The sequence below is a fragment of the Bacillus sp. EKM501B genome (assembly GCF_011800505.1).
Lineage (GTDB): Bacteria > Bacillota > Bacilli > Bacillales > Bacillaceae_G > Bacillus_A > Bacillus_A cereus.
Genome location: NZ_JAALFZ010000064.1, coordinates 1 through 416, shown reverse-complemented (window position 1 = coordinate 416; position 416 = coordinate 1). Strand labels below are relative to the sequence as shown.

Below are 416 nucleotides of genomic sequence, written 5' to 3'. Positions count from 1 at the left end.
GGGGCAGATTCGAACTGCCGAACCCGAAGGAGCGGATTTACAGTCCGCCGCGTTTAGCCACTTCGCTACCCCTCCGACATATATGGTGGAGGATGACGGGATCGAACCGCCGACCCCCTGCTTGTAAGGCAGGTGCTCTCCCAGCTGAGCTAATCCTCCAAAAGTGGTGACCCGTACGGGATTCGAACCCGTGTTACCGCCGTGAAAGGGCGGTGTCTTAACCACTTGACCAACGGGCCAAAAAAGTTTTAAACCTATTCCCAAGCTTCCAACCGGGCTTGAACCGGTGACCTCTTCCTTACCATGGAAGTGCTCTACCAGCTGAGCTATGGAAGCATAATGGCTCCGCAGGTAGGACTCGAACCTACGACCGATCGGTTAACAGCCGATAGCTCTACCACTGAGCTACTGCGGAA

4 tRNA genes are annotated in these 416 nt (G+C 55.3%); all 4 read right to left on the bottom strand.

The window, feature by feature from the left end:
• Positions 1-83 precede the first annotated feature (83 nt).
• Positions 84-159 (bottom strand) — tRNA-Val (locus HFD78_RS29105).
• A 5-nt stretch (positions 160-164) separates the two neighbouring features.
• Positions 165-239 (bottom strand) — tRNA-Glu (locus HFD78_RS29100).
• A gap of 24 nt (positions 240-263) precedes the next feature.
• Positions 264-336 (bottom strand) — tRNA-Thr (locus tag HFD78_RS29095).
• A gap of 4 nt (positions 337-340) precedes the next feature.
• Positions 341-415: transfer RNA gene (locus HFD78_RS29090), tRNA-Asn, on the bottom strand.
• Position 416: the final 1 nt, after the last annotated feature.